At 69.2% G+C, this 21,325-nt stretch carries 11 protein-coding genes and 1 pseudogene; 9 read left to right on the top strand and 3 right to left on the bottom strand.

Going from position 1 to position 21,325, the window contains the following annotated elements; translation table 11 throughout:
- Position 1: 1 nt before the first annotated feature.
- From narH to ACZ4TO_RS07670, 4 genes are read left to right on the top strand one after another with little or no spacing between them, the layout of a single operon-like run.
- Positions 2-1,705: a nitrate reductase subunit beta gene (narH, locus tag ACZ4TO_RS07685; protein ID WP_468023694.1), complete on the top strand. Its 1,704-nt coding sequence runs from the start codon at positions 2-4 to the stop codon at positions 1,703-1,705.
- On the top strand, positions 1,702-2,316 hold the full coding sequence (gene narJ / locus ACZ4TO_RS07680) for a nitrate reductase molybdenum cofactor assembly chaperone (RefSeq protein WP_382797172.1): 615 nt from the start codon (positions 1,702-1,704) through the stop codon (positions 2,314-2,316). Before narH ends, narJ begins: the two co-directional genes overlap by 4 nt.
- Positions 2,313-3,041 (top strand): respiratory nitrate reductase subunit gamma, encoded by a 729-nt coding sequence (narI, locus tag ACZ4TO_RS07675; RefSeq protein WP_468023693.1) that lies wholly within the window; start codon positions 2,313-2,315, stop codon positions 3,039-3,041. The genes narJ and narI overlap by 4 nt, the downstream gene beginning before the upstream one ends.
- A complete protein-coding gene (locus ACZ4TO_RS07670; protein WP_468023692.1) occupies positions 3,023-4,258 on the top strand; it encodes a nitrate/nitrite transporter in 1,236 nt (411 codons plus the stop codon). Before narI ends, ACZ4TO_RS07670 begins: the two co-directional genes overlap by 19 nt.
- Positions 4,259-4,353: 95 nt before the next feature.
- Here the strand turns inward: ACZ4TO_RS07670 and ACZ4TO_RS07665 are convergent, their stop codons facing one another.
- Both ACZ4TO_RS07665 and ACZ4TO_RS07660 read right to left on the bottom strand, forming a co-directional pair.
- Positions 4,354-5,883, bottom strand: a complete 1,530-nt coding sequence (locus tag ACZ4TO_RS07665) for a helix-turn-helix domain-containing protein (RefSeq protein ID WP_382788733.1) — start codon at positions 5,881-5,883, stop codon at positions 4,354-4,356.
- 228 nt (positions 5,884-6,111) lie between these two features.
- Positions 6,112-6,306, bottom strand: a complete 195-nt coding sequence (locus ACZ4TO_RS07660) for a DUF4236 domain-containing protein (protein WP_385040829.1) — start codon at positions 6,304-6,306, stop codon at positions 6,112-6,114.
- 456 nt (positions 6,307-6,762) lie between these two features.
- On the opposite strand from ACZ4TO_RS07660, the gene acnA reads away from it, so the two are divergent.
- The 3 genes and pseudogenes from acnA to ACZ4TO_RS07645 all read left to right on the top strand — a co-directional run bounded on the left by acnA (position 6,763) and on the right by ACZ4TO_RS07645 (position 14,503).
- Positions 6,763-9,477, top strand: a complete 2,715-nt coding sequence (gene acnA / locus ACZ4TO_RS07655; protein ID WP_382788731.1) for an aconitate hydratase AcnA — start codon at positions 6,763-6,765, stop codon at positions 9,475-9,477.
- Between the two features lie 282 nt (positions 9,478-9,759).
- Positions 9,760-10,866, top strand: coding sequence for a lytic polysaccharide monooxygenase auxiliary activity family 9 protein (locus ACZ4TO_RS07650; RefSeq protein WP_385040833.1), 1,107 nt, complete (start codon positions 9,760-9,762; stop codon positions 10,864-10,866).
- A gap of 361 nt (positions 10,867-11,227) precedes the next feature.
- Positions 11,228-14,503, top strand: a pseudogene (locus ACZ4TO_RS07645) (GH92 family glycosyl hydrolase).
- 82 nt (positions 14,504-14,585) lie between these two features.
- Here the strand turns inward: ACZ4TO_RS07645 and ACZ4TO_RS07640 are convergent.
- Positions 14,586-18,410 (bottom strand): GH92 family glycosyl hydrolase, encoded by a 3,825-nt coding sequence (locus tag ACZ4TO_RS07640; protein ID WP_468023691.1) that lies wholly within the window; start codon positions 18,408-18,410, stop codon positions 14,586-14,588.
- 487 nt (positions 18,411-18,897) lie between these two features.
- On the opposite strand from ACZ4TO_RS07640, the gene ngcE reads away from it, so the two are divergent.
- Both ngcE and ACZ4TO_RS07630 read left to right on the top strand, forming a co-directional pair.
- Positions 18,898-20,346 (top strand): N-acetylglucosamine/diacetylchitobiose ABC transporter substrate-binding protein, encoded by a 1,449-nt coding sequence (gene ngcE / locus ACZ4TO_RS07635; protein WP_382788723.1) that lies wholly within the window; start codon positions 18,898-18,900, stop codon positions 20,344-20,346.
- A 34-nt stretch (positions 20,347-20,380) separates the two neighbouring features.
- Positions 20,381-21,313, top strand: coding sequence for a carbohydrate ABC transporter permease (locus ACZ4TO_RS07630; RefSeq protein WP_382788721.1), 933 nt, complete (start codon positions 20,381-20,383; stop codon positions 21,311-21,313).
- Positions 21,314-21,325: the final 12 nt, after the last annotated feature.

The raw sequence follows: 21,325 nt of genomic DNA, 5'->3' as shown, positions 1-21,325 counted from the left end.
CATGCGCGTCATGGCACAGATCGCGATGGTCATGAACCTCGACAAGTGCATCGGCTGTCACACCTGCTCCGTCACCTGCAAACAGGCGTGGACGAACCGCGGCGGCGTCGAGTACGTGTGGTTCAACAACGTCGAGACCCGCCCCGGGCAGGGATATCCGCGCCGCTACGAGGACCAGGAGACCTGGAAGGGCGGCTGGGAGCTCAACAGGCGCGGCCGGCTCAAGCTCAAGGGAGGCGGCCGCTTCTCCAAGCTGGCCCACATCTTCTCCAACCCCGAACTGCCCACCATCGACGACTACTACGAGCCGTGGACGTACGAGTACGCCAACCTCGTCGACGCCCCCCTCGGCGACGACATCCCCGTCGCCCGCCCACGCTCGCTCCTCAGCGGCAAGCCCATGAAGATCGAGTGGAGCGCCAACTGGGACGACAACCTCGGCGGGGTGAGCGAACACGGCGGACTCGACCCGATGGTGGCGAAGGTCCGTGAACAGGCCTCGGAGAAGGTGAGGTTCGCGTTCGAGCAGACCTTCATGTTCTATCTGCCGCGGATCTGCGAACACTGTCTGAACCCGTCCTGCGTCGCCTCGTGCCCCTCCGGCGCGATGTACAAGCGGCAGGAGGACGGCATCGTCCTGGTCGACCAGGACCAGTGCCGGGGCTGGCGCATGTGCGTCACCGGCTGCCCGTACAAGAAGGTCTACTTCAACCACCGCACCGGCAAGGCCGAGAAGTGCACGCTGTGCTACCCACGGCTCGAAGTCGGCCTGCCCACCGTCTGTTCCGAGACCTGCGTGGGACGGCTGCGCTACCTCGGCGTCATGCTCTACGACGCCGACAGGGTACTGGAAGCGGCCTCCACGCCCGAGGACACCGACCTGTACGAGGCCCAACTGGGCGTGTTCCTCGACCCCGAGGACCCCGTCGTACAGCGGGAGGCCGAGCGCGCCGGCATCGCCCAGGACTGGATCGACGCGGCCCGGCGCTCGCCCGTCCACGCCCTCATCAGCAAGCACCGGGTGGCGCTGCCGCTCCACCCGGAGTACCGCACGATGCCGATGGTCTGGTACATCCCGCCGCTCTCCCCGGTCGTCGAGGCCCTCACCGAGACCGGCTTCGACGGCGAGGACACCGGCAACCTCTTCGGCGCCATCGACACCCTGCGCATCCCCCTGGAATACCTCGCCGAGCTGTTCACCGCCGGCGACACCGCACCCGTACGGGCCTCCCTGGAGAAGCTCGCCGCCATGCGCGGCGCGATGCGCCCCGGGCTGCTCGCCGGCGGCCCCTCGGGCCGCGCCCCGGTCGACGAGGACATCGCCCGGTCGGTCGGCATGTCGGGGGAGGAGATGTACGCGATGTACCGGCTGCTGGCTCTCGCCAAGTACGAGGAGCGGTACGTGATCCCCACCGCCGCCGTCGGCGACGCACGGCGTCTGGAGGAGTCCGTCCTGCCCGACGAGTGCAGCCTCGACTACACGGGCGGGCCCGGCATGGGCGGCTCCGGCCCCTACGGCGAAGGGTCCGGCGAGACGCCCCCGATGTCCGTGGAGAACTTCCACGTGCTGCGCGACCGCCAGACCGCCGACGCGCCCGCCGACCCCGCGCGCAGCCGCGTCAACCTCCTCAACTGGGACGGCCGGGGCCACCCCGCCGGACTGTTCCCACCCGCCGGTACGCCCGACGACGAGGAGGAGAGATGACCACCCCGCACGCCGTCGTCCACGCCGCGGTCGCCCGCTGCCTGGTCTACCCCGACGACGCGTTCCACGCCGGGCTGGAGGTCCTGCGCGCGGCCCTCGACGAACGACGCGGCCCGGGACGGGGCGAGTTGCGCGCCTTCCTCGACCACGCGGCCGGCACCGCACCCGACGCGCTCCGGCAGGAGTACGTCCGGACGTTCGACTTCTCCGGCCGCCGCTGCCTGTACCTCACCTGGTGGACGGACGGCGACACCCGCCGCCGGGGCCGGTCCCTGGTGCGCTTCAAGGAGATCTACCGGGAGCACGGATGGGAGTACGCGGACACCCGCGAACTCCCCGACTTCCTCCCGGCCGTCTGCGAGTTCTCCGCCCTCACCGGTACCGACACCCTCCTGCGCGACCACCGCCCGGCGCTGGAACTGCTGCGCCTCGCCCTCGTCGAGGCCGCCTCGCCGTGGGCCGGCGTCCTCCAGGCGCTCGTCGCCACCCTCCCCGGCGCCTCGCCCCGCGACCGCGCGGCCGCCCAGGCGATGGCGCGGAGCGGACCGCCGCGCGAGGACGTGGGGCTCGCGCCGTTCGGCACCCCGCTGCTGGAGGTCGTCACCCGATGAGCCTCGCCGACAGCCTCCTGTGGACGGCCATGCCGTACGTCACGATCGTCCTGCTCGTCGGCGGGATCATCTGGCGCTACCGCTACGACAAGTTCGGCTGGACGACCCGCTCCTCGCAGCTCTACGAATCGAGGCTGCTGCGGATCGCGTCCCCGATGTTCCACTACGGGATCCTCTTCGTGCTCGCCGGCCACCTCGTCGGACTGTTCGTCCCGGACTCCTGGACCAGCGCGCTCGGGGTGAGCGAGACCGCGTACCACTACCTCTCCCTCACCACCGGCACGCTCGCTGGTCTCGTCACCGTCGCCGGCATCGCGCTGCTGATCTACCGCCGCCGCACCAACGGACCGGTCTTCCGTGCCACCACCCGCAACGACAAGTTCATGTACGTCGTCCTGCTCGCCGCCATCCTCATGGGCATGATCGCCAAGCTCACCCACGCGGGAGGCCACGGGTACGACTACCGGACCACCATCGCCCCCTGGCTGCGCAGCGTCTTCACCCTGCGTCCGGACTACGCGCGGATGGACGGCGTGCCGGTGACCTATCAGATCCACATCGTCATCGGGTCCGCGCTCATCGCACTCGTCCCCTACACCCGGCTGATCCATATGTTCAGCGCCCCGGTGCCGTACCTCTTCCGCCCCTACATCGTGTACCGCAGCCGTGAACGCGGCCAGCTCGGCACCCGTCCCGAGCGGCCCGGATGGGAGCGAGTGCCGTGACCGCCCAGACCGCCGCCCGGACGGACCCGACCCCCGCGGTGCCCGGCGCCGCCTACCGCAACCTCGTCGTCGCCACCGTCGGCTTCGCCATCTCCTTCTGGGCCTGGAACCTCATCTCGCCGATCGCCACCCCGCTGGGCGAGAAACTCTCACTGAGCTCCTTCCAGCAGTCGCTGATGGTCGCCGTCCCCGTCCTCGTGGGCTCGCTCGGCCGGGTCCCCGTCGGCGCGCTCACCGACCGCTTCGGCGCGAAGATCATGTTCCCGCTCGTCACCGCGCTGACCATCGTGCCCGTCCTGCTGCTCATCGTCGTGAAGGACTCCTACGCCGGCCTCCTCGTCGTCGGGTTCTTCCTCGGCCTGGGCGGCACGACGTTCGCGATCGGCGTCCCCCTCGTCAACTCCTGGTTCCCGCCGGCCCGGCGTGGCTTCGCCGTCGGGGTGTTCGGCGCGGGCATGGGCGGTGTCGCCCTCTCCGGCTACTTCACCCCCCGCATCTACAAGCACGGCGAGAACCTGCCGTTCGTGGTGCTGGCCGTCGCCCTGGCCGCCATGGCCGTCGTGGAGTATTTCCTCCTCGCCGACCGTCCCGACCGAGTGGTCCCCACCACCTCGCTGGCCACCCGGCTGGGCGACGCCGGGCGGCTGCGGGTCACCTGGGAACTCGCGGCCCTGTACGCGATCGGGTTCGGCGGCATCGTCGCGTTCGGCGTCTACCTGCCGACCTACCTCAAGACCTGGTACGAACTGTCGCCCACCGACGCCGGTACCCGCGCGGCCGGTTTCGCGCTCGTCACCGTGGTCTTCCGCCCGATCGGCGGCTGGCTCTCCGACCGCGTCCACCCGGCCGTCGTCACCTCCTGGGCCCTCGGCGTCGTCGGGATCATGGCGGTGTGCCAGGCGTTCGAACCCCACCTCGTCCCGGGCGGAACGGTCTTCCTCCTCGTGATGGCCGCCGGCCTCGGCACCTCCAGCGGCAGCGTCTTCGCGATGGTCGCGCGGGTCACCCCGCCACCGAAGGTCGGCAGCGTCACCGGCATCGTCGGCGCGACCGGCGGACTCGGCGGCTTCGTCCCGCCCCTGGTCATGGGAGCCGTCTACAGCGCCAAGAACTCGTACGCCATCGGATTCATGCTGCTCTCCGACCTCGCCCTGGCCGGCTGCGTCTACTCCTTCGGCCGCATGCGCGAAGTGGGCCGCGACCGTCAGGCGGCCTGAGCCCGCGAGAGCCCCGCGGACACCACCGCGCCCCGCCGGACCGTGTGCGAACGGGTCCGGCGGGGCGGGGGACTGGTCGTGTCCCCGGCGGCGGGTCAGATGTCGCGGAAGATCTCGATCTGGGCGCCGATCGAGTTCAGGCGCTCGGCGAGGTCCTCGTAACCGCGGTTGATGACGTACACGTTCCGCAGCACCGAGGTGCCGTCGGCCGCCATCATCGCGAGCAGCACGACCACGGCGGGCCGCAGCGCGGGCGGGCACATCATCTCGGCGGCGCGCCAGCGGGTCGGGCCCTCGACGAGCACGCGGTGCGGGTCGAGCAGTTGGAGCCGGCCGCCGAGGCGGTTCAGGTCCGTCAGGTAGATCGCCCGGTTGTCGTAGACCCAGTCGTGGATCAGCGTCTGGCCCTGCGCGGTGGCCGCGATGGCCGCGAAGAACGGGACGTTGTCGATGTTCAGGCCCGGGAACGGCATCGGGTGGATCTTGTCGATGGGCGCCTCCAGCTTGGAGGGCCGCACCGTGAGGTCGATCAGCCGCGTACGGCCGTTGTCCGCGAAGTACTCGGGCGTGCGGTCGTGGTCGAGACCCATCTCCTCCAGGACCGCGAGCTCGATCTCCAGGAACTCGATCGGCACCCGGCGGACCGTCAGCTCCGACTCGGTGACCACGGCGGCGGCGAGCAGGCTCATCGCCTCGACCGGGTCCTCGGAGGGCGAGTAGTCCACGTCGACGTCGATGTTCGGCACGCCGTGCACGGTGAGCGTCGTGGTGCCGATGCCCTCCACGCGTACGCCCAGGGCCTCCAGGAAGAAGCACAGGTCCTGGACCATGTAGTTGGAGGAGGCGTTGCGGATGACCGTGACGCCGTCGTGGCGGGCGGCGGCGAGCAGGGCGTTCTCGGTGACCGTGTCCCCGCGCTCGGTCAGCACGATCGGCCGTCCGGGGGTGACGGACCGGTCGACGCGGGCGTGGTAGAGGCCCTCGGTCGCGGCGATGTCGAGGCCGAACCGGCGCAGCGCGATCATGTGCGGCTCGATGGTGCGGGTGCCGAGGTCGCAGCCGCCCGCGTAGGGCAGCTTGAAGGCCTCCAGGCGGTGCAGCAGCGGGCCGAGGAACATGATGATGGACCGCGTGCGGATGGCGGCCTCGTGGTCGATGGACTCCATGTCCAGCGCGCTGGGCGGCACGATCTCGAGGTCGACGCCGTCGTTGATCCAGCGGGTGCGGACGCCGATCGAGTTGAGGACCTCCAGCAGGCGGTAGACCTCTTCGATCCGGGCCACCCGGCGCAGCACCGTGCGCCCCTTGTTCAGGAGCGTCGCGCACAGCAGGGCGACACAGGCGTTCTTGCTGGTCTTGACGTCGATCGAGCCGGACAGACGACGCCCGCCGACGACGCGCAGATGCATCGGACCCGCATATCCGAGCGAGACGATCTCGCTGTCGAGCGCCTCACCGATACGGGCGATCATCTCAAGGCTGATGTTCTGGTTGCCGCGCTCGATGCGATTGACGGCGCTCTGACTGGTGCCGAGCGCCTCGGCGAGCTGCGACTGTGTCCAGCCCCGGTGTTGCCGGGCGTCACGGATGAGCTTGCCGATACGTACGAGGTAGTCGTCTGCCATGGCGCGACCGTATATCGGATGTGAGATAAACAAAAGTGGAGCGCCGCCTTCCGAGTGATGGGGGTCACCAGGCGGTGTTCGAGGGGCAGTTCGGGTGCCGCGCGCCGGCGTGGCGACGGGGCTCGCGGGGTGCCTGCGGCTCCGCGAGCCCGTGTCGCCGTACGTGAATGCCGTGAAGAAGCGCTTACGTGACGGTTCGTCGGGGTCAGACCGTTTGTCCCTCTTGGGTCACTTTGCCTTGCGCGTGGTCTTGCGCCACCCGAACGGCCCCGGCAGGTCCATCGACGTCGTCCTGCGTCCGGTGCTGCTGTGCGTGCGCTTCGGGCCGTTCTTTCCGCCCGAGGTGATGGACCACGACTTGCGGTTGATGTTGAGCCGCAGTCCGGGAAGGATCTGGAAGCTCTTGCGGAAGGTGAGCGGCATGGGTGCCCCCCTGTGTCGTCGCGCCGGGACTTTCCCGGCGGACACCGGGTACCCCGAAACGGCCCGGGTGTGCCTGTCCGTGCTTTCGGTGTGTCAACTTCCGGCGAGGGTCGGCGCCGTGGCCGTCCGGGCGCGGGACCGGTCCGGAGACGGCTCGTCGGCGGCGGGGGTGCGGATGCGTCCCCGCGGCCGGGTGATGCCGGATGATGCGGGCATTCCGCCCGCGCCGGGGCAAGGGGTGCGGCCCGGACATGCGGGCGTGCGGACATGACCTGCCCGCCCCCATGCACTAGAGTTATCTCGACATCGAGATATCTGCCGAGGCGTACCGCAGCAGCACGCCGCCATCGATCCGACGGTAAGGGTTACCTAACTTAGCCTTACCTTAGCGGATCGGCCATGGCGTCGTGGCGGCAGGATGCGGTGGGAACGCGCACATCAATGAAGGAGACTGTCGTGTCGGCGAACAGCTTCGACGCCCGCAGCACGCTGCAGGTGGGCGACGAGTCGTACGAGATCTTCCGGCTGGACAAGGTGGAAGGCTCGGCTCGCCTTCCGTACAGCCTGAAGGTGCTGCTGGAGAACCTGCTCCGCACGGAGGACGGCGCGAACATCACCGCCGATCACATCCGTGCGCTCGGCGGCTGGGACTCGCAGGCCCAGCCCAGCCAGGAGATCCAGTTCACGCCCGCCCGCGTGATCATGCAGGACTTCACGGGCGTGCCCTGTGTCGTCGACCTCGCCACCATGCGTGAGGCCGTCAAGGAGCTCGGCGGCGACCCGGCCAAGGTCAACCCGCTCTCCCCGGCCGAGCTGGTCATCGACCACTCCGTCATCGCCGACAAGTTCGGCACGAAGGACGCCTTCGGCCAGAACGTCGAGCTGGAGTACGGCCGCAACAAGGAGCGCTACCAGTTCCTGCGCTGGGGCCAGACCGCCTTCGACGACTTCAAGGTCGTCCCCCCGGGTACCGGCATCGTCCACCAGGTCAACATCGAGCACCTGGCCCGTACGGTCATGGTCCGTAACGGCCAGGCGTACCCCGACACCCTGGTCGGCACCGACTCGCACACCACGATGGTCAACGGCCTCGGCGTGCTCGGCTGGGGCGTCGGCGGCATCGAGGCCGAGGCCGCGATGCTCGGCCAGCCGGTCTCCATGCTCATCCCGCGCGTCGTCGGCTTCAAGCTGACCGGCGAGCTCACCCCGGGCACGACCGCCACCGACCTCGTGCTGACCATCACCGAGATGCTGCGCAAGCACGGTGTCGTCGGCAAGTTCGTCGAGTTCTACGGCGAGGGTGTGGCCGCCACGTCGCTGGCCAACCGCGCCACCATCGGCAACATGTCGCCGGAGTTCGGCTCCACCGCCGCGATCTTCCCGATCGACGGCGAGACCATCAAGTACCTCAAGCTCACCGGCCGCTCCGAGCAGCAGCTCGCGCTCGTCGAGACGTACGCCAAGGAGCAGGGCCTCTGGCTCGACCCGGCGGCCGAGCCCGACTTCTCCGAGAAGCTGGAGCTCGACCTCTCCACGGTCGTCCCCTCCATCGCCGGCCCGAAGCGCCCGCAGGACCGCATCGTCCTCGCGAACGCCGCCGAGCAGTTCAAGAGCGACGTGCGCAACTACGTCGCCGACGACGACGAGGCGGGCAAGGAGTCCTTCCCGGCCTCCGACTCCCCGGCGGCCGCCAACGGCGTCCCGTCCAACCCGGTCACGGTCACGGCCCCCGACGGCTCGACCTACGAGATCGACCACGGTGCGGTGACGGTCGCGGCCATCACCTCCTGCACCAACACCTCGAACCCGTACGTCATGGTCGCCGCCGCGCTCGTCGCGAAGAAGGCCGTGGAGAAGGGCCTGACCCGCAAGCCGTGGGTCAAGACCACCCTCGCCCCGGGCTCCAAGGTCGTCACCGACTACTTCGACAAGGCGGGGCTCACCCCCTACCTCGACAAGGTCGGCTTCAACCTGGTCGGCTACGGCTGCACCACCTGCATCGGCAACTCCGGCCCGCTGCCGGACGAGGTCTCCAAGGCCGTCAACGACCACGACCTCGCGGTCACCTCGGTCCTCTCCGGCAACCGGAACTTCGAGGGCCGTATCAACCCCGACGTCAAGATGAACTACCTGGCCTCCCCGCCGCTGGTCGTCGCCTACGCCCTCGCGGGCTCCATGAAGGTGGACATCACCCGCGACGCGCTCGGCACCGACACCGAGGGCAAGCCGGTCTACCTGGCCGACATCTGGCCCTCCGAGGCCGAGGTCAACGACGTCGTGGCGAACGCCATCGGCGAGGACATGTTCAGCAAGTCCTACCAGGACGTCTTCGCGGGCGACGCCCAGTGGCAGGCGCTGCCGATCCCCGAGGGCAACACCTTCGAGTGGGACCCGCAGTCGACCTACGTGCGCAAGCCCCCTTACTTCGAGGGCATGACGATGGAGACCACCCCGGTCTCGGACATCGCCGGCGCGCGCGTCCTCGCCAAGCTGGGCGACTCGGTCACCACCGACCACATCTCCCCGGCCGGTGCGATCAAGGCCGACACCCCCGGAGGCAAGTACCTCACGGAGCACGGTGTCGAGCGCCGTGACTTCAACAGCTACGGCTCGCGCCGCGGCAACCACGAGGTCATGATCCGCGGTACGTTCGCCAACATCCGCCTGCGCAACCAGATCGCGCCGGGCACCGAGGGCGGCTACACCCGCGACTTCACGCAGGACGGCGCCCCCGTCTCCTTCATCTACGACGCCTCGCGCAACTACATCGCGCAGGGCATCCCGCTGGTCATCCTGGCCGGCAAGGAGTACGGCTCCGGCTCGTCCCGCGACTGGGCCGCCAAGGGCACCGCGCTCCTCGGCGTCAAGGCCGTCATCGCCGAGTCGTACGAGCGCATCCACCGCTCGAACCTCATCGGCATGGGCGTCCTGCCGCTCCAGTTCCCGGAGGGCGCCACGGCCGAGTCCCTCGGCCTGACCGGCGAGGAGACCTTCTCCTTCACCGGTGTCGAGGAGCTCAACAACGGCACCACCCCGCGCACGGTGAAGGTCTCCACCGACACCGGCGTCGAGTTCGACGCGGTCGTCCGCATCGACACCCCCGGCGAGGCGGACTACTACCGCAACGGCGGCATCATGCAGTACGTGCTCCGCAACCTGATCCGCAACTGACCACTCAGGTGACGCAGTTGTAGGCAGCTCCGCAGGAGTTCGAGGGCCGCATCCCCGGTTGACGGGGGTGCGGCCCTTCGCCGTCGGCCCCGACGCGCCGCAGGGCGTCGGCGCCCGCCGCCCGCCCCCGCCCCGGTGAAGGCGGCGCGCCGGGCGTTTACAGGGCATCCCGGGTGCGTTACGTTCCGCATGAGGTGGGAGCGCTCCCACAAGCGGACCGGAACCCGCCCGGGATTCGCTCCCGCCTCGCCCCGATCCCGCACACCCCACGAAGGGATTGTCATGCACCTATCAGATCTGAGGCGAGCGGCGGGGGTTGCGCGACCGCCGCTGCCCCGATTACGGCTCCCCGGCCGCCGCCCGTCCCCCTTCCTCGTCCTTCTCGCCCTGCTGGCCGTGCTTCCCGCCCTCGCCCTGATCGTCACGACCGGCACCCGGGCCGAGGCGCACGGCACCCCCATGAAGCCCGGCAGCCGCACCTTCCTGTGCTGGCAGGACGGCCTGACCGACACCGGCGAGATCAAACCGGTGAACCCGGCCTGCAAGGCGGCCCAACAGGTCGGCGGGACCACGCCGTTCTACAACTGGTTCTCGGTCCTGCGCTCGGACGGCGCGGGGCGCACCCGCGGCTTCGTCCCCGACGGCTCGCTGTGCAGCGGCGGCAACGCCAACTTCTCGGGCTTCGACCTGCCCCGCTCCGACTGGCCGTTGACCCATCTCACCGCGGGCGCGACCGTCGACTTCGCGTACAACGCCTGGGCGGCGCACCCCGGTTGGTTCTACGTGTACATCACCAAGGACGGCTTCGATCCGACCAGGGCGCTCACCTGGGACGCGATGGAGGACCAGCCGTTCCTCAGCGTCGACCACCCCCCGCTCAACGGCACCCCGGGCACGGTCGAGGCCAACTACTCCTGGAGCGGCAGGCTGCCGGCGGGCAAGAGCGGCCGCCACCTCATCTACATGGTCTGGCAGCGCTCGGACAGCGCCGAGACCTTCTACTCCTGCTCCGACGTCGTCTTCGACGGCGGCAACGGCGAGGTCACCGGCATCCACGACCCGGGCAACCCGACCGAGCCCCCGCCCGGCACCTGCTCGGCGACGCGGCGCACGACCAACTCCTGGCCGGGCGGCTACCAGTCCGAGGTGACGGTGACCAACACCGGTACGGTCCCGATGCTCGGCTGGATGGTCGACTGGACGCTCCCGGGCGGGCAGTCGGTCGCCAGTCTGTGGAACGGCAACGCGACCTACGGCGGGCAGGACGTGATGGTGCACAACGCCGACTGGAACGGCTCGCTGAGTCCGGGCGGCAGTGCCACGTTCGGGTACGTCGTCACAGGCGCGGGTGCTGATCCGTCGACGGCCCTTCCCTGCCGGGTCGGCTGAACGAGCGACACTCGGGGCGGACCGGGTGGGTGGGTTCGGACCCACCCGGTCCGCGAGCCCGGACGCGGCGGGGGAGGCCCTGCCCGGGATGGTGCGGCTTGTGGCGACCGATGTGCGCGACAACGTTGTCGAACGGTCTGCTCCCGACTCTATCGCCTCAACGGACAACGATGTCAAGAACGTTGACGGACAGCCTCGGCCCATCGGCGCCGATCGAGGGGTGCGGCTCCATCGGAGTGTGCGGCGGGCGCGGCTCCGACGGCGCGGGCGGTCTTCCGTGGTACCCGTGGCGCACGTTACTGTCCCTGCGGCTTGTGCGACCTGTGGTGCGCGACCCGTCCGAAGGAGGAGGGGCCGCGTCATGCGTTTCCGTCCGTCATCGTTAGTGCTGGCCGTCGCCCTGACGGTCGCCGGCGCCACCCCGGCGCTCGCCGCGCCGTCGTCGGCGCCGCCAGAACTCGTCCAGGACCCCACGGCGTACGTCGACCCGTTGATCGGCACCAGGAACGGCGGCAACGTCTTCCCCGGCGCCGTCACGCCCTTCGGCATGCTCTCCTGGAGCCCGGAGAACACCCGCGGGGACGCCACCCGCACGGCCGCGCCCGGCGGCTACCAGTACGACGCCACGCGCGTCCGGGGCTTCAGCCTCACCCACATGTCCGGAACGGGATGCGCGGGCGGCAGCGGCGACATCCCGTTCTTCCCGTACGCGGGCGAGGTCACCTCGTCCCCGGCGACCGACACCAAGGACGCCGTCTACGCGGCGGGGTTCGCGCACTCCGACGAACGGGCCGAACCCGGCCACTACAAGGTGGGGCTCGCCTCCGGGGTGACCGCCGACCTCACGGCGACCGCGCGCACCGGCTCGGGCCAGTTCACCTACCCCGCCGACAAGCCCGCCTCGATGCTGATCCGCACCGCCAACTCCGAGGTCGGGTCGACGGATTCGACCGTGCGGATCGACCCGGCGACCAGGACCGTCTCGGGCTCCGTCACCTCCGGCAACTTCTGCGGCTACCTCGACCCCGAGGGCCGGCGCTCGTACTACACCCTGTACTTCACCGCCCGCTTCGACCGCGCCTTCAAGACCACCGGCACCTGGCAGGACGACCGGCTGAGTCCGGGGGCCACCGAGGCGAGCGGCGGCACCGGGGGCTTCGCGCAGGGCGGCCGGCCCGTCGCGGGCAAGGGGGCAGGCGGCTACGTGGAGTTCGAGCCGGGCGCCGACCCGGTGAACGTCAAGGTCGGCATCTCCTACGTCAGTCAGGACGGCGCCACCGCCAACCTGGACGACGAGAACCCGCCGTCCCGCTCCTTCGCCTCCGTCCGGCGGGCCGCCCACCGCGCCTGGCGCGAGCGGCTCGGCGCGATCGGCGTCGGCGGCGGCACCGACGGCGACCGCACCACCTTCTACACCGCGCTCTACCACGCGCTGCTGCACCCGAACGTCATCAGTGACGCCGACCGCAGATACCGGGGCCCCGACGACAAGGTGCACAAGGTCGGCAGGGGCCACGAGGCGCAGTACGGCACCTTCTCCGGCTGGGACGTCTACCGCTCCCAGGTCCAGCTCCTGACCCTGCTCGACCCGGACACCGGCTCCGACATCGCGCAGTCGCTCCTCGAACTCGCCCGGCAGAACGGGGGAGTCTGGGACCGCTGGCTGCACGGCGCGAGCGGCACGCACGTCATGAACGGCGACCCGTCGGCGCCCGCCCTCGCGGGCATCCGTGCCTTCGGCGGCACGGACTTCGACCTGCGCGGGGCGCTGGGCTCCCTGGTGAAGGCGGCGACGGTGCCGACCGAGCAGGACCGCTCGCCGGCGGGCAAACCGGTGCTCTCGGTGGGCCAGCGCCCCTCGCTGGACCAGTACCTCGAACACCACTACATGCCGTCCGTGTCCAACGCCTGGGGCGGCGCGGCCGAGACGCTGGAGATGTCCGGCGCGGACTTCGCGATCTCCCAACTGGCCAAGGCGGCGGGGGAGAAGCAGACCGCCGCCGAGTTCGCCGAGCGTGCGCAGTGGTGGCAGAACAACTTCAACATCGCGGCCGACCCCGGCGGCGGCTACGTGGCCAACCGGAAGGCCGACGGGAGCTGGGTCACCGGCTTCACCCCGGCGACCGGCAACGGTTTCGTCGAGGGGACCGCGGCCCAGTACACCTGGATGGTGCAGCACGACCCGGCGGGCCTCTTCGCCGCCATGGGAGGGCGCGACAAGGCCCTCGACCGCCTCGACACGTTCTTCCACGACGAGGACGGGAGCTGGGCGTTCAGCGGCAGCGGCGGTGACAAGTCCGAGCTGGACAACGAGCCGTCGGTCAACGTGCCCTACCTGTACGACTACGCGGGCGCGCCCTACAAGACGCAGGAGACCGTCCGCGCGGCGATGGCCCGGCTGTAGTCGACGAAGCCCGAGGGCATCCCCGGCAACGACGACCTCGGCGAGATGTCGTCCTGGTACGTCTTCTCCGCGCTCGGCATGTACCCGCAGGTGCCCTCCCGCGCCGAACTGACGCTGGCCTCACCGCTGTTCCCGAGGATCGAGATCGAGCGTCCGGGCGGCGCCGACATCGAGATCCGGGCCCGGGGCGCGGCCGCGGACAGCCCCTACGTCCAGTCGCTGCGGGTCGACGGCCGCGGCAGCGAACGGCCCTGGCTGCCGGCCTCCTTCGTCCGTGAGGGCGGGACCTTGGACTACACGCTGTCGGCGACACCGGACAAGAGCTGGGGGAGCGCCGAGTCGGCCGCGCCGCCCTCCTTCCGCACGGGTGAGCAGCCGTACCAGATCGGTGTGGGCCCGACGGCGGCGACGCTCGCGCCCGGCGGCAGCACCGCGCTCGACATCCGCGCCCTCGCGCTCGGCGGCGGCGCCGGTCCCGAGGTCCGCTTCCGGGTCGAGGTGCCCGCGGGGGTGACGGCGAACCCCGCCGAGGGCACGGTGACCGACGGCGCCCGGCGGATCGCCCTCACCGCGGCGGACGACGCCGAACAGGGCTTCTACGACGTCAAGGTGACGGTGACCTCGGGCGACACGTCGTACGCGCAGCCGGTGGCGCTGACGGTCGCGGCCCCCGGGACCCTCCTCGCGGCCTACGACAACACCGGTGTCTCGGACGACACCGGGGACCACTCCGAGGCCGACTACGACGGCGGCGGCTGGAGTTACTCCCGTCAGGCCCTCGCCGACGCGGGCCTGACCCCCGGCGGCGGGGGAACGGTGGACGGGCTCGCCTTCACCTGGCCGAAGTCTCCCTCCGGCCGCCCCGACAACGCCTCGGGCACCTCGCAGACCGTCGAACTGAGCGAGCCGGCCGGCCGGTTGTCCTTCATCGGCAGTGCCGTGAACGGCAACCAGAAGGCCACGGCGACGGTCACCTACACCGACGGCGGCACCGACTCCGTGGACCTGTCCTTCACCGACTGGACCGTCGGCGGCGGGGGCGGCACCGTCCAGTACGGCAACCTGACCGTCGCGAGGGCGGCGTACCGCAATGTCGCCGGTGCCGACAAGGATCCGGTGGCCACCTACGTCTTCGCCACCAAGCCGTTCGCGGCGCCGGAGGGAAGGACGATCAAGAGCGTCAGGCTCACGGACAACGCCGATCTGCACGTCTTCACCCTCGCGGTGGGCTGACGCGCACACGGACGCCCGTGCACGAACGCGGGGCGGGCCCGGAGTCTCCTCCGGGCCCGCCCCCTTTTCCGTCGGCTGTGGCTCAGGCCAGCAGTTCCACCTCCGCGAGGGTCGACTCGCCGTCGAGGACGAGACGGTAGTGGGCGTAGGAGCCGGGCGTGGCGACCGTGAACGCCCGGGTCTGCCTGTCCCAGGGGAAGGATTCACCGGAACGCTTGTCGAGGTCCGTCCACGTGGTCCCGTCCGAGGAACCCTGGAGGGTCCACCCGGTCGGCGCCTTGGTGTGGTCCGCGGAGGTCAGCGTGTACTGGACTCCCTTGGTCTCGGCGCCGGTCGGCAGATCCACGGAGGTGACACGGGCGTCCGTGGCCGAGGTGTTGTCGAAGAGGGCGCCGTCCCCCTTCAGGGCGTCCGCGCGCGGGGAGGGCACCTTGTCGTCCTCGGTGACCGACACCGGTGCCGCGTTCTTTCCGGTGCCCCACGAGGACGGCTCGGAGCCCATCTCGAAGTCCAGCACGCCGCCCTTGGCGATCAGCGACTGGGGCAGCGAGGTCGAGTTCCACGCCTTGCCGTTGAACCGGACGCCCTGCACGTACACGTTCTTCGTGCTGTTGCGCGGGGCCCTGACGACCAGGTCGTGGCCGTTCTCCAGGTGGACGGTCGCCTTGGTGAACAGCGGTGAGCCGATGGCGTATTCGCCGCTGCCCATCACCAGCGGGTAGAAGCCGAGCGAGGAGAAGAGGTACCAGGCCGACTGCTCGCCGTTGTCCTCGTCCCCGTGGTAGCCCTGGCCGATCTCGCTGCCGGTGTAGAGGCGGGAGAGGACCTCGCGGATGTTCTTCTGGGCCTTCCAGGGCTGCCCGGCCGCGTCGTACATGTAGTTGACGTGATGGGCCACCTGGTTGGAGTGGCCGTACTGGCCCATCCGTACGTCCCGGGCCTCGGTCATCTCGTGGATGACACCGCCGTAGGAGCCCACGGTCTCCGGCGAGGCCGTCTCCGGGGTCGAGAAGTACGTGTCGAGCTTCTCCGCGAGCGCGCCGCGGCCTCCGTAGAGGTTGGCGAGACCGCGCGAGTCCTGCGGCGCGGTGAACGCGTAACCCCAGCCGTCGGTCTCCGTGTAGTCGTAACCCCACACGCGCGGGTCGTACTTCGCGGAGTCGACCCGCCAGTCGCCCTTGGCGTCGCGGCCCTGGAAGAAGCCGGCCTTGGAGTCGAAGAGGTTCACGTAGTCCTGGGAGCGGTTGAGGAAGTAGTCCGACTCCTCCTTGTAGCGCTTCTCGCCGGTCTTCTTGTAGAGCGCCTTGCCCATCTGGGCGATGCCGTAGTCGTTGACGTAGCCCTCCATGGCCCAGGAGAGGCCCTCGCCCGTGGAGGTGCTCGTGTAGCCGAGGAAGGGTGAGGTGGTCATGCCCTTGCGGCCCACGCCGGAGGTCGGCGGGACGACCGTCGCGTTCTTCAGGGCCGCCTCGTACGCCGACTTGGCGTCGAAGTCGACTCCCTTGACGTACGCGTCCGCGAACGCCACGTCCGAGGAGGTGCCGGTCATCAGGTCCGCGTACCCGGGCGAGGACCAGCGCGAGGTCCAGCCGCCGTCCTTGTACTGCTGCACGAACCCGTCGACCATCTCACCGGCCTGACCGGGCGTCAGGAACGAATAGGCGGGCCAGGTCGTCCGGTAGGTGTCCCAGAAGCCGTTGTTGACGTACACCTTGCCGTCGACGATCTTCGCCCCGGTGTGGGTCGGGGTGTCCGGACCCGGCATCGCGGAGAACGGCGAGGCGTACTGGTACGTCGAACCCACCTTCTCGAAGCCGGAGTTCGGGTACAGGTACAGCCGGTACATGCTGGAGTACAGCGTCGTGAGCTGGTCCGGGGTGGCGCCCTGCACCTCGACCTTGCCCAGGATCCTGTCCCACTGCTTGCGTGCCCCCTTCTTGACCGCGTCGAAGGACGTGCCGTCCGGGATCTCCTGGCTCAGGTTGTCCTTGGCCTGATCGATGCTGATGAGCGAGGTGGCCAGGCGCAGGGTGACGGTGTGGTCGGAGCCGGGCCGGAACTTGAGATAGCCCTTGACGCCGCTGGAGGAGCCCTCGGTCACGGGCGCGTCGAAGGTCCCGTAGACGAAGAGCCGGGTGGCGCCGGTCGACAGCCCGGACTTGACGTCCGAGTAGCCGGTGACGACGCCCGCCGAGGTGTCCAGCGTCAGGCCCGCCTGCTCGGTGACGTTGTCGAAGATCACGCTCGCGTCGTCGCCCGGATAGGTGAAGCGCAGGGCCGCGGCGTGATCGGTCGGGGCCATCTCCGCCTTGAGACCGTTCTCGAACGTGACGCCGTAGTAGTACGGCCGCGCGGTCTCGTTCTCGTGCCTGAAGGCCAGTTCGCGTGCCGTGCGGCCGGTGTCCGGGGTGCCGGAGGCGGCCGACGGCATCACCTGGAAGGTCTGCCGGTCGCCCATCCACGGGCTCGGCTCGTGGCTCGCGCTGAACGCCTGGATGGTGGGCAGGTTGTCCGCGTTGTTTGCACGAGCGTAGTCGTACAGCCAGCTCAGCGAGCCCGCGTTGGTCACCGGCGTCCAGAAGTTGAAGCCGTGTGGCACGGCCGTCGCCGGGAAGTTGTTGCCGCGCGAGAAACCGCCGCTGGAGTTGGTGCCGCGGGTGGTGAGGGCGTAGTCGGCCAGGTGCGCGGCCGGCTTCTGCGGAGCGGCCGTCCTGAGCGAGACGTCGTCCAGCCAGCCGCGGAACTTCGCGGGACCCTTGGGCGAGTCGTACGCGAGCAGGATCCGGTCGACCGTCTTCCCGGCCGCGACGGAACCGATCCGCGAGGTGACGTTGTTCCACTGGTTGACGTAGAGCACCTTGGCGGCACCCTGGCCCTGCGGTGTCAGCGCGAATCCGTGCTGGTCCACGGCGTCGAGACCGCTCAGCGAGGTGCCGTCGGTGAACACCAGGTCCACGGCCACGTTCGTGGCGTCGTAGTCCCGGTCGCCGTCCGCCATCGAGGGGAAGATCCGGTACGAAAGCCGGGTGTCGCGCCCGACGGCGACGTTCACGTCGAACACCTTGTTGTACGAGTACGCCCGGCCGTCACCCTTGTGCGTGCCGGCGTAGCGCAGGGCCCGTTTGCCGGTGAAGCCCGCGCCCGACTTCGCGGTCGGCGAGCCGCTCGGCCCCCGGTCCACGAGCGAGAGCATGTCCTTGGGCGTCGGGTCGTCGCCGCCGCCCGTCGAGAACTGGACGTCGGCGATCTGCAGGATGTCGCCGCCGTTGTTCTTCGTCACGTCGAGCCGGAAGTGCTGGTACTCGACGGGACTTGAGACGTCGTACGACTTCGTCTGGAACCGCTCGCCGAAGGATTCGCCGGAGCGGGTGTCGAGCGTCTTCCAGTCCTTGCCGTCGGTGGAGCCCTGGAGGGTCCAGTCGCGCGGGTCGCGTTCGTCGTGGTCGTTCGCGGACGTGAGCGCGTATGTGACCGCCTTGACCGGCGCGTCGAGGTCGAACTCCGCCCAGCCGGTGGGCTCGAAGGTCAGCCACTTGCTGCTCGGTTCGCCGTCGACGAGGTTCTCCTTGACCTCGCCCGCGCCGGTGTTCTCGCCACTGGCCCGCACGTCGGTGACGTGGTCGGTGACATTGCCGGGGATGCCGGTGCTGTAGCCGCCGTCGACACCGGAGGACCGCTTCGTCCCGTCGGGGGCGGTGTCCACCGTGTTGAGCCAGTCCGGGGCCGGATCGTCCGATTCGAACGACGAGCTGAACTCCCGGTCGGGCTTGGCCGCTTGGGCGGGCAGGGCGACCGCGACGCCCTGGGAGGCCGCTAACAGGGAGAGAGCCGCCACCCCCAGTGCCGCCGGGGATCGCCGGCCGGTCCGCCGCGTGGAACCCTGTCTGTACCGAGCTCTGTGCTGCATGGGCGAGCACCCTCCCTGCACGTGGACAACGTTGTCAATTTCGATGCGCAAGGACCATTTGGGCGTCAAGTTGACAGTGATGTCAAGGGTGTTGGGTGTGGCATCCGGGGTGAATACCGTGTGACGAACCGTGCATTGAGTTCATTGCGGGACGCCGGCGTGGTGTGGATCTTCGCCGGGGTGGTCCGGGGCTGCCCCATATTTCCGTGAGGTCTCAACTCGGAAAAGACCGACGGCCAAACCTGCATTCGATCTTGCTCCCCTGGCGGGAAGTGGACTATACCTGTCGCGTCCGGCCAGTCGATCGACTGGCGCTGGACAGGCAGGACCCAGGGGGGAATTTCGCGGGACAGTGGAGCGTGGTCCATACACGTAAAGCCTGTTCGTCCCGGTCGATCCCCTACGCACGACCCCAGCTTGAACTGACCGCGGTGCCGGGGAGGATCCGGTTCACCGCCTGAGTCCTGGAGAAGGCGAGGACTTGAGCATGGGATCCACTTCCGCCGAGAACAGCAGCCCCGAGGGTGTCGGCCGCCGTGACCTCATCAAGAGGTCGGCCGCACTCGGTCTGATCACCGTCCCGACGATGAGCTTCCTGTCCGCGTGTGCGAGCGGCGGGGGCGACGACAAGCCGGCCGACAAGGGCACCGGCAAGACCAGCAAGGACAACCCCTTCGGTGTGAAGAAGGGCAACGGCAAGCTCGACGTCGTCGTCTTCAAGGGCGGCTACGGCGACGACTACGCCAAGGCGTGGGAAGCCGCGTTCGACAAGAAGTGGGGCAGCAAGAGCGCCCACACCGGTACGCAGGAGATCACCGGCAAGCTCCAGCCGCGCTTCAACGGCGGCAACCCGCCGGACATCGTCGACGACTCGGGCGCCCAGCAGATCAAGCTGGACGTGCTCTACAAGAACGGTCAGCTCCTCGACCTGGCCGCCGTCCTCGACGCCCCCTCCATCGACGACCCGTCGAAGAAGGTCCGCGACACGCTGATCCCCGGCACGCTCGACCCGGGCCTGCAGGGCGGCAAGGTCGTGGCCCTCAACTACATCTACACGGTGTGGGGGCTGTGGTACTCCGGCAAGCTCTTCAAGGAGAAGGGCTGGGAGGTGCCCAAGACCTGGGACGACTTCCTCGCCATCTGCAAGGACGCCAAGTCGCAGGGCATCGGCGGCCTCGCCCACCAGGGCAAGTACCCGTACTACATCAACGTCGCCATCATGGACCTGATCGCCAAGCAGGGCGGTCTGGACGCCATGAAGGCGATCGACAACCTCGACCCCAAGGCGTTCGTCGGGTCCGACGCCGCGAAGGCGGCCATCGAGGCCATCTACGAGGTCGTGGAAAAGGGCTACTTGATGGCCGGCACCAACGGCCTGACCCACACCGAGTCGCAGACGCGGTGGAACCAGTACAAGGCCGCGTTCATCACCTGTGGCTCCTGGCTGGAGAACGAGCAGCTCAAGCAGACCCCGGCCGACTTCGACATGAAGTTCATGCCGATGCCCAGCCTGCCGGGCGACAAGCTGCCGTTCGAGGCGATCCGGGCCGGCTCGGGCGAGCCGTTCATCATCCCCGCGAAGGCCGCGAACCTGCCCGAGGCACAGGAGTTCATGCGCTCCATGCTCTCCAAGGAGTGGTCGACGCTCTTCGCCCAGAAGGCCAACTCGCTCACCATCCTCAAGGACGGTGTGTCGGACGGCGTGCAGCTCAGGCCCGGTACGCAGTCCACGGTCGAGGCCTCCAAGGCGGCCGGCGACAACTCCTTCAACTACCTGTACCCCAACTGGTACAGCGAGATGGACGTGGCGATCCAGAACGCGTCCAACGAGCTGATGTCCAAGCGCATCCAGCCGAAGGAATGGCTGAAGAAGGCCCAGGCCGCGGTCGACAAGGCGGCCAAGGACCCGGCGTCCAAGAAGAACCACCGCGACTGATCACGTAAACCCGGAACACCAGGGGCAGGATGCCATGCGAAAAGGGCAGAACCGGTTCGTCGCGGGGTTTCTCCTCGCACCTTTGGCGCTGTATCTGATCTTCGTGATCTGGCCTTACCTACAGACCATCGGTTACTCCTTCACCGACTGGAAGGGTCAGTCGCAGACGTTCAGTTTCGTCGGCCTGGACAATTACAAGGCGTTGTTCCAGGACGACGTATTCCTCCAAGCGATCTGGCACAACATCCTGTTCCTGGTGTTCATCCCGGTGATCACCATCCTGCTCGCCCTCTTCTTCGCCTTCATGGTGAACGCGGGCGGGCGGGGTGGCGCCGGCGGCGTCCAGGGCGTCGCGGGCTCGCGCTTCTACAAGATCGTGTACTTCTTCCCGCAGGTCCTGTCGCTCGCGATCGTGGCGGTGCTCTTCGGAGCCCTCTACCGAAGTGACAGCGGCGGTCTGCTCAACGGCCTGCTGATCAAGCTCGGCCTGCTCGACGCCGACAGCCCCATCGAGTGGATGAACGAGCCCAACCTGGTGCTCTGGTGCCTGATGGCGGTCGTCGTCTGGCACGGCGTCGGCTTCTACCTGGTGCTGTTCTCGGCCGCCATGCAGTCCATCCCGAGGGACATCTACGAGGCGGCGCTGCTGGACGGCGCCAGCCGCAGCCACACCTTCTTCCGGGTCACCCTGCCCCTCCTGTGGGACACGGTGCAGACCGCCTGGGTCTATCTGGGCATCATCGCGATGGACATGTTCGTCCTGGTCTCGACCATGACCCAGGGCACCGGCTACGGCGGCGGGCCCGACCACCACAGCGAGGTCATGGCGAACGTCATGATGCGCAACTTCCTCTACTTCGGGAAGAGCGGCTACGCCTGCGCCATGGGTGTCGTCATGCTCCTTCTCACCCTGATCCTGTCCGTGGTCACGCTGCGCGCCACCCGCCGCGAGCGCATCGAGTTCTGAGCGGGAGACACG

This window comes from Streptomyces sp. NPDC028298 (assembly GCF_055565895.1).
The sequence above is the reverse complement of the archived record's forward strand: the minus strand, read 5'-3'. Positions and strand labels throughout refer to the sequence as shown.

Bases quoted from the DNA above. Each gene is read 5' to 3' on its own strand.
- ngcE (WP_382788723.1), top strand. From the start codon at position 18,898: ATGGGATCCACTTCCGCCGAGAACAGCAGCCCCGAGGGTGTCGGCCGC.
- ACZ4TO_RS07650 (WP_385040833.1), top strand. From the start codon at position 9,760: ATGCACCTATCAGATCTGAGGCGAGCGGCGGGGGTTGCGCGACCGCCG.
- ACZ4TO_RS07630 (WP_382788721.1), top strand. From the start codon at position 20,381: ATGCGAAAAGGGCAGAACCGGTTCGTCGCGGGGTTTCTCCTCGCACCT.
- ACZ4TO_RS07640 (WP_468023691.1), bottom strand. From the start codon at position 18,410: ATGCAGCACAGAGCTCGGTACAGACAGGGTTCCACGCGGCGGACCGGC.
- ACZ4TO_RS07660 (WP_385040829.1), bottom strand. From the start codon at position 6,306: ATGCCGCTCACCTTCCGCAAGAGCTTCCAGATCCTTCCCGGACTGCGG.
- narJ (WP_382797172.1), top strand. From the start codon at position 1,702: ATGACCACCCCGCACGCCGTCGTCCACGCCGCGGTCGCCCGCTGCCTG.
- narH (WP_468023694.1), top strand. From the start codon at position 2: ATGCGCGTCATGGCACAGATCGCGATGGTCATGAACCTCGACAAGTGC.
- narI (WP_468023693.1), top strand. From the start codon at position 2,313: ATGAGCCTCGCCGACAGCCTCCTGTGGACGGCCATGCCGTACGTCACG.
- ACZ4TO_RS07670 (WP_468023692.1), top strand. From the start codon at position 3,023: ATGGGAGCGAGTGCCGTGACCGCCCAGACCGCCGCCCGGACGGACCCG.
- ACZ4TO_RS07665 (WP_382788733.1), bottom strand. From the start codon at position 5,883: ATGGCAGACGACTACCTCGTACGTATCGGCAAGCTCATCCGTGACGCC.